This window comes from Nocardia farcinica (genome assembly GCF_029867845.1).
Taxonomy (GTDB): domain Bacteria; phylum Actinomycetota; class Actinomycetes; order Mycobacteriales; family Mycobacteriaceae; genus Nocardia; species Nocardia farcinica_A.
The window spans coordinates 1-7,342 of the sequence record NZ_JARWRU010000102.1; the positions used below are offsets into that span (position 1 = coordinate 1).

General features: G+C 73.2%; 6 protein-coding genes. 3 read left to right on the top strand and 3 right to left on the bottom strand.

Annotated elements, in window-relative coordinates; translation table 11 throughout:
- Positions 1–112: 112 nt before the first annotated feature.
- On the top strand, positions 113–2,332 hold the full coding sequence (lon, locus tag QH283_RS01950) for an endopeptidase La (RefSeq protein ID WP_280501299.1): 2,220 nt from the start codon (positions 113–115) through the stop codon (positions 2,330–2,332).
- An 82-nt stretch (positions 2,333–2,414) separates the two neighbouring features.
- On the opposite strand, the gene QH283_RS01955 is transcribed toward lon, so the two are convergent.
- Both QH283_RS01955 and QH283_RS01960 read right to left on the bottom strand, forming a co-directional pair.
- A complete protein-coding gene (locus QH283_RS01955) occupies positions 2,415–2,831 on the bottom strand; it encodes a PaaI family thioesterase (protein WP_280501304.1) in 417 nt (138 codons plus the stop codon).
- 218 nt (positions 2,832–3,049) lie between these two features.
- Positions 3,050–3,619, bottom strand: coding sequence for a TetR/AcrR family transcriptional regulator (locus tag QH283_RS01960; RefSeq protein ID WP_280501300.1), 570 nt, complete (start codon positions 3,617–3,619; stop codon positions 3,050–3,052).
- A 76-nt stretch (positions 3,620–3,695) separates the two neighbouring features.
- On the opposite strand from QH283_RS01960, the gene QH283_RS01965 reads away from it, so the two are divergent.
- Both QH283_RS01965 and QH283_RS01970 read left to right on the top strand, forming a co-directional pair.
- Complete coding sequence (locus tag QH283_RS01965) at positions 3,696–4,766, top strand: DNA polymerase IV (protein ID WP_280501301.1); 1,071 nt, start codon at positions 3,696–3,698, stop codon at positions 4,764–4,766.
- Positions 4,767–4,828: 62 nt separating this feature from the next.
- Positions 4,829–5,833 carry an oxidoreductase gene (locus tag QH283_RS01970; RefSeq protein WP_280501302.1) on the top strand — a complete coding sequence of 335 codons (1,005 nt, stop codon included), beginning with the start codon at positions 4,829–4,831 and terminating at the stop codon, positions 5,831–5,833.
- Between the two features lie 133 nt (positions 5,834–5,966).
- Here QH283_RS01970 and QH283_RS01975 read toward each other — a convergent pair.
- Positions 5,967–7,342: ABC transporter ATP-binding protein (locus QH283_RS01975; RefSeq protein WP_280501303.1), on the bottom strand; the 1,376-nt coding region annotated here is incomplete at its 5' end.

Here is a 7,342-nt window from a genome sequence, read left to right on the forward strand (position 1 = left end):
GGGGTTGTGCCCCCCCTACCCCCGCGGCCGCCGGGCCTGGGGGGCCCCCACCCACCCCGCGGCGGGGCCGCGGGCCCCAATCCCCGCCGCGGGCGCGGGGGGGGGCCACGCCGTGCTGGTCGCTCCCCGCCTGGACGAGGACTACGCCACCTACGGTGTGGTCGCCACCATCGAACAGGTCGGCCGGATGCGCGGCGCGCCCGCGGCTGTGCTGAAGGCCGAGCGCCGCGCCAGGATCGGCCACGGCGTCACCGGCCCCGGCGCCGCGCTGTGGGTCGAGGCCGAGCCGGTCGAGACCCCCGCCCCGGACGGCCGCACCGAGGAACTGGCCGCCGAGTACAAGAAGCTGGTCATCTCGGTGCTCCAGCGTCGCGAGGCCTGGCAGCTCATCGACGCCGTCGCCCAGCTGACCGACCCCTCGGCCATCGCCGACACCGCGGGCTATGCCCCCTACCTGACCGCCGAGCAGAAGCGCGGCCTGCTGGAGACGCCCGACCCGGCGCAGCGGCTGAGCGCGCTGATCGAGTGGACCAGGTCCTACATCGCCGAGTCCGAACTCACCGAGAAGATCGGTGAGGAGGTCCGCGAGAACATGGAGAAGACCCAGCGCGAGTTCCTGCTGCGTCAGCAGCTCAACGCCATCCGCAAGGAACTGGGCGAGGACGACCCCGACGGCGCCGACGACTACCGCGCCCGCGTCGAGGCTGCCGACCTGCCCGATGCGGTGCGCGCGGCCGCGCTGCGCGAGGTCGGCAGGCTGGAGCGGGCGAGCGAGCAGAGCCCGGAGTCCGGCTGGATCAGGACCTGGCTGGACACCGTGCTGGAGCTGCCGTGGCAGGTGAAGACCGCCGACAGCACCGACATCGCCGCCGCGCGGGCGATCCTCGACGCCGACCACCACGGCCTGGACGAGGTCAAGGACCGCATGGTCGAGTATCTGGCGGTGCGCGCCAGGCGCGCCCGCCGCGGTCTCGAGGTCGTCGGCGGCCGCGGCTCCGGCGCGGTGCTGGTGCTGGCGGGCCCGCCCGGCGTCGGCAAGACCTCGCTCGGCGAGTCGGTCGCCAAGGCGCTCGGGCGGAAGTTCGTGCGGGTGGCCCTCGGCGGCGTGCACGACGAGGCCGAGATCCGCGGCCATCGACGCACCTATGTCGGCGCCATGCCCGGCCGGATCGTGCGCGCGATCAAGGAGGCCGGGTCGATGAACCCGGTGGTGTTGCTCGACGAGATCGACAAGGTCGGCTCGGACTTCCGCGGCGACCCCGCGGCGGCCCTGCTCGAGGTGCTCGACCCGGCGCAGAACCACACCTTCCGCGATCACTATCTGGATCTGGACCTCGACCTGTCCGACGTGCTGTTCATCGCCACCGCCAACGTCATGGACACCATCCCCGGCCCGCTGCTGGACCGGATGGAGCTCATCACCGTCGACGGCTACACCGAGGACGACAAGGTCGCCATCGCGCGCGACTTCCTGGTGCCACGGCAGCTGGAACGCAACGCGCTGACCGCCGAGGAGGTGCGCGTCACCGAGGCCGCGCTGCGCGAGATCGCCGCGAACTACACCAGGGAGGCGGGCGTGCGGCAGCTCGAGCGCCTGATCGCGAAGGCGTTGCGCAAGGCCGCGACCCGGCTCTCGGAGTCCGAAACCGGTTCGGTCGCCGCGGAGCCGCTGACCATCGACGTCGGCGAACTGAAGGACTACCTTGGCAGGCCGCGCTTCCTGCCCGACGCGGTGGAGCGCACCGCGGTTCCCGGCGTGGCGACCGGTCTCGCGGTCACCGGGGCGGGCGGCGACGTCCTCTACATCGAGGCCAACGCCGCCGAGGGCGAGCGCTCGCTCACCCTCACCGGCCAGCTGGGCGACGTCATGAAGGAGTCCGCCCAGATCGCGCTGACCTACGTGCGCTCGCACCTGGCCGAGATCGGCATCGAACCCTCGATGCTCGACCGCGACATCCACATCCACTTCCCGGCAGGGGCGGTGCCCAAGGACGGCCCGTCCGCGGGCGTCACCATGGTCACCGCCCTGGTCTCGCTCGCGCTGGGTCGCCGGGTCCGCGCCGATGTCGGCATGACCGGCGAGGTCACGCTCAACGGCCGGGTGCTGCCCATCGGCGGCGTCAAGCAGAAGCTGCTCGCCGCGCAGCGGGCCGGTCTGAAGACCGTCTTCATCCCGGCCCGCAACGAGCCCGACCTCGACGACGTCCCCGCCGAGGTGCTCGACGCGCTGGACGTGCGCCCGGTCGCCGACGTGGCCGACATCCTGGCCTACGCCGTCGAGCCGGTCGCTGAACCGGCCGCGCCGCAGCGGCCGCTGGCCGCCACGGCCTGACCCGGGGCCCGGGAGCTGCCTCCCGGGAGCCGGCGGTCGTGACCGCCTCGGTCCGGTCGCGACCGCCCCGGCCTCGCCGGGCTCAGGTCAGGCGTCGCTCGACCGCCCGCGTCGTCCCCTGGGCGAGGGCGCACAGCACGGGCTCGCGCCCGTCTTCCTCGGCGAAGATCTCGCAGTTCACCACCGCCTGGCGGCGGGTCGCCCCGCCCCCCCAGGCCACGGCGCGCAACCGCTGCCCGGCTGCGGGTCGCAGGTAGGTGACGCTGAACCCGCCGGTGAGCACATTGGCGCCGAGCACCGTGCCCGCCGCGAAGGTCAGCGCGTTGTCGGCGAGATAGGCGAGCACGCCGCCGTGCACGTAGCCGAACTGCTGGTGCAACTGGGGACGGATGGGCACCTCCAGCGTGGCGGCCCCGTCGCCGAAGGCGAGCAGCCTGGTGCCCACCAATTCGGCGAACGGCTGGGCGTCGAGCACTCGGCTCGCGTCCTCGAACCCGATCGCCGGGCTGCCGCCGAGGGCCGGTCCGTGGTTCGCCGGGCCGTGCTCGGACGCCGGGCCGGGGTGCCCGGTCGCCGGACGGTCGAGGGTCGGCCTGTGCTCGTCGTTCGGTCTGCGCTCGTCGGCTGGGCATGCCCCCTCGGCCGTCCCGTGGTCGCGGGCCGGACTGTGGTCGCGGGCCGGACTGTGGTCGGTCGCGGTCGTGTGGTCGCACTCGGTCATGTCGTTCCTCCGGTGTCGGTGCCGAGGACGAGCCAGGCCGCCTCGGCGAGTTCGTCGGCCACGTCGGCCGGCGGCACGGTGATCGCGCCGCCGAGCCACTGGCGCGAGTACTCCTGCGCCGGCCCGAGCCACAGCGCGTAGAGCACGTCGAAGTCGAGTTCGCGGACGGCCCCGTAGCGTGCGTGGGTGCGCCACCACCGAGCCACGTCGGTGAGGAAGGCGCGGTTGCTCTCGCTGTCGCGCACCCCGGGCGGGCGGGCCGACAGCAGGATCGTGGCCCGGTTCGGATGCTCGCTCGCCCAGCGCAGATGCGCGCGCACGCCGTCGACCACGCCGCCGCGCGCGTCGGTGCTCTCCCCCACCGCCGCCCAGAAGCAGCGCTGGTAGTCGGCCAGCGCGTTCGCCCACACCTGCCGGTAGAGATCGGCCTTGTCCGGGAAGTGGTGGTACAGCGCGCCCACGCTCGCGCCCGCGGCCTCCCTGATCGTGGCCAGGGTGGCGTCCAGCGGGCCGTGCTCGGCGAACTCGCGCTCGGCCGCCGCCAGCAACCGATCTCGAATCTTCATGACCAGAATTTAATTCTGTCTTCGGCGCTCGGCAAGGGCGCGCCGGCCGGGCCGGGGAAAGGGGTATGACGGACAGGTGGCCCGGTGGCTGTTGCACGTGGATCTCGACCAGTTCCAGGCGGCGGTGGAGTTCCGCCGCCACCCGCAACTGCGCGGCAGGCCGGTGATCGTCGGCGGCAACGGCGACCCGCAGGAGCCGCGCAAGGTCGTGACCTGCGCGTCCTATCCGGCCCGCGCCTACGGCGTGCGCGCGGGCATGCCCCTTCGCGCCGCCGCCAGACGCTGCCCGGAGGGCGTCTTCCTCCCGCTGGACACGGCCGCCTACGAGGAGGCATCCGAGGAGGTGATGGAGCTGCTGCGCACCTTCCCCGGCCGGGTCGAGGTCTGGGGCTGGGACGAGGCATTCCTGGCCGCCGACACCGACGATCCGCTCGCCCTGGCCGCCCGCATCCGCGCCGCCATCGCCGAACTGTCACTGACCTGCGCGATCGGCATCGGCGACAACAAGCTCACCGCCAAACTGGCCACCGGCTTCGCCAAATCGGCGGGCAAGTCCTCGGCCGCCCCTGCCGACGAGCCCGGCGCGGCCACCGGCACCTTCGTGCTCACCGCCGCCAACTGGACCGAGGTCATGGCCCACCGTCCCGTCGACGCGCTGTGGGGTGTCGGCAAGCGCATCGCCGCGCGCATGGCCGCCCTCGGCATCCACACCGTCGCCGACCTGATGTCCGCCGACCGCACCCGGCTGGCCGCCGAGTTCGGCCCCGCCACCGGCCCCTACCTGTGGGTGCTCGGACACGGCAGCGGCGACACCGACGTGGTCACCGAGCCGCGGGTCCCGGTGGGCCGCAGCCGATCCCGTACCTTCCCCCGCGATCTCACCGACCCCGCCGAGATCCGCGCCGAAGTCACCCGCATCGCCACCCAGGTCGCCGAGGAAGCGGCCGAGGCGGGCCGCGTCACCACCCGCGTCTCGGTCACCGTGCGCACCAGCACCTTCTACACCCGCAGCAAGCAGGCCAAACTCCCCGAACCCACCACGGACGTGGCGACCATCGTCGAGACCGCGCTGCGCGTGGCCGACCGCTTCGACCTCGACCGCCCGATCCGATTGCTCGGCGTGCGACTGGAATTCACCGCCGGGTGAGCACACCGACGCCCCGCGCGGGTCACCCCGGCCGGGGCCGGGCGGCTCGTATGCTCGGGGCCATGGCATTCGCAGCGATGGTGGCGCACGAGTCCGAGGGCGGGATCGGCCTGGTCCGCGAGGAGGTGCAGGAGAGCTTCCTCGACAGCGGCGCGGGCGATCGGGTCACGATCGCGGTGCACTACTCGAGCGCCAATTACAAGGACGCGCTGGCCATCACGCCGCGCGGCGGGGTCGTCCGGTCCTACCCGATCATTCCCGGCATCGACCTGGCCGGCGAGGTCGTCGCCTCCGACAGCCCGGACTTCGCCGTCGGCGACACGGTTGTCGCGCACGGCTACGGCATCGGCGTCTCGCGTCACGGCGGTTTCGCCGAGTACGCGAAGGTGCCCGCCGACTGGGTGGTGCGCCTGGACGGTCTGAGCGCCGAGGACGCGGCCACCATCGGCACCGCGGGCTTCACCGCCGCGCTCAGCGTGGTCGCGCTGCTCGACCACGGTCTCACCCCCGACGACGGCCCGGTCCTGGTGACCGGCGCGAGTGGCGGCGTCGGCAGCGTGGCCGTCGACATCCTGGCCGGTCTCGGCTTCGAGGTGGTCGCCTCCACCGGCAAGCCCGACGCCGCCGACCGCCTGCGCGAACTCGGCGCGACCGAGGTGATCGGCCGTCTGCCCGAGGACCCCGACGCGAAGATCCGCCCGCTCGGATCCACCCGCTGGCCCGCCGCCGTGGACAGCGTCGGCGGCCGCTCGCTGGCCTACGTGCTCAGCTGCATCGGCTATCGCGGCGCGGTCGCCGCCAGCGGTCTGACCGGCGGCGCCGACCTGCCCACCACCGTCATGCCCTTCATCCTGCGCGGGGTGTGCCTGCTCGGCGTCGACTCGGTCGAGTACCCCATCGCCGAACGCCGCGCGCTGTGGTCGCGGCTGGCCACCGACCTGCGCCCGGGCCACCTCGACCTGCTCCGCAACGTCGCCCCGGTCACCGAGGCCGAGCGCGTGCTGCGCTCGATCAAGGACGGAACCCACTCGGGCCGAACGGTTTTCCGCGTCGCGGGCGCGTTCTGAGCCGACCGGCACCCAGCCGGTGAACCCGCTCCCGGATTTCCCGCGCCCCATCCCGGCGGCCCGCGCTTCGGCCGCCACCGATCCAGCGGTCGCGTACCGGCCGGGGAGCACGTACCGACCGGGGACGAGAAGGCTAGGCCGCGACCTCGGCGGGCTCGTCGAACTGGGTGCGGTACAGCTCGGCGTACCGCCCGTCGGCGGCGAGCAGTTCGGTGTGGGTGCCCTGCTCCACGATCCGCCCGTCCTCGAGCACCACGATCCGGTCGGCCGCGCGGATGGTGGACAACCGGTGCGCGATCACCAGCGCGGTGCGGCCGGCCAGCGCCTCGGTCAGCGCCTCCTGCACCGCGGCCTCGGAAGTGGAGTCCAGTGAGGCGGTGGCCTCGTCGAGGATCACCAGTCTCGGCTGCTTGAGCAGCAGCCGGGCGATGGTCAGGCGCTGACGCTCGCCGCCGGACAGACGGTAGCCGCGCTCACCGACCACGGTGTCCAGCCCGTCGCTCAGCGATTCCACCAGCTCGGCCAGGCGGGCGCGGCGCAGCGCGTCCCACAGCTGCGACTCGTCGGCCTCGGGCCGGGCCAGCAGCAGGTTGGCGCGGATGGTGTCGTGGAACAGGTGACCGTCCTGGGTGACCAGGCCGACGGTGTCGCGCAGCGAACGGGTCTCGATGTCGCGCACGTCGACCCCGTTCAACCGCACCGCACCGGCGTCCACGTCGTAGAGCCGCGAGACCAGTTGCGCGATGGTCGATTTGCCCGCGCCCGAGGAACCGACCAGCGCCACCAGTTGCCCCGGTTCGGCGTGCAGGTCGATGTCGTGCAGCACCTCGACGCCGCCGCGGGTGTCCAGTGTCGCCACCTCCTCCAGTGAGGCCAGCGAGACCTTGTCGGCCGACGGGTAGCCGAAGCTCACGCCGTCCAGCTCCAGCGCCACCGGGCCCTCGGGCACCGGCACCGCGTCGGGCGCGTCCTCGATCAGCGGCTTCAGATCCAGCACCTCGAAGACCCGCTCGAAGCTCACCAGTGCCGACATGATCTCCATGCGCGCGCTGGCCAGCGCCGTCAGCGGCGCGTAGAGCCTGGTCAGCAGCAGCGACAGGGCCACCACAGCGCCCGCGTCCAGCCTGCCCGTCAGCGCGTACCAGCCGCCGAGGCCGTAGACCAGCGCCACGGCCAGTGCCGACACCAGTGTCAGCGAGGTGACGAAGACCGTCTGCAACATGGCCGTGCGCACCCCGATGTCGCGCACCCGCCCCGCCCGCGCGGCGAACTCGGCCGACTCCTGCTCGGGCCTGCCGAACAGCTTCACCAGGGTCGCGCCGGGCGCGGAGAACCGCTCGGTCATCTGGGTGCTCATCGCCGCGTCCAGGCGCGCGGCCTCGCGCTGCATGTCGGCCAGCCTGCGGCCCATCCGCCGCGCGGGCACCACGAACACCGGCAGCAACAGCAGCGCCAGCAGGGTGATCTGCCAGGAGATGGTCAGCATCACCGCCAGCGTCAGCGCCAGGG

Excerpts from the sequence above, each read along its gene's own strand:
- QH283_RS01970 (WP_280501302.1), top strand. The coding sequence starts at position 4,829 with ATGGCATTCGCAGCGATGGTGGCGCACGAGTCCGAGGGCGGGATCGGC.
- QH283_RS01960 (WP_280501300.1), bottom strand. The coding sequence starts at position 3,619 with ATGAAGATTCGAGATCGGTTGCTGGCGGCGGCCGAGCGCGAGTTCGCC.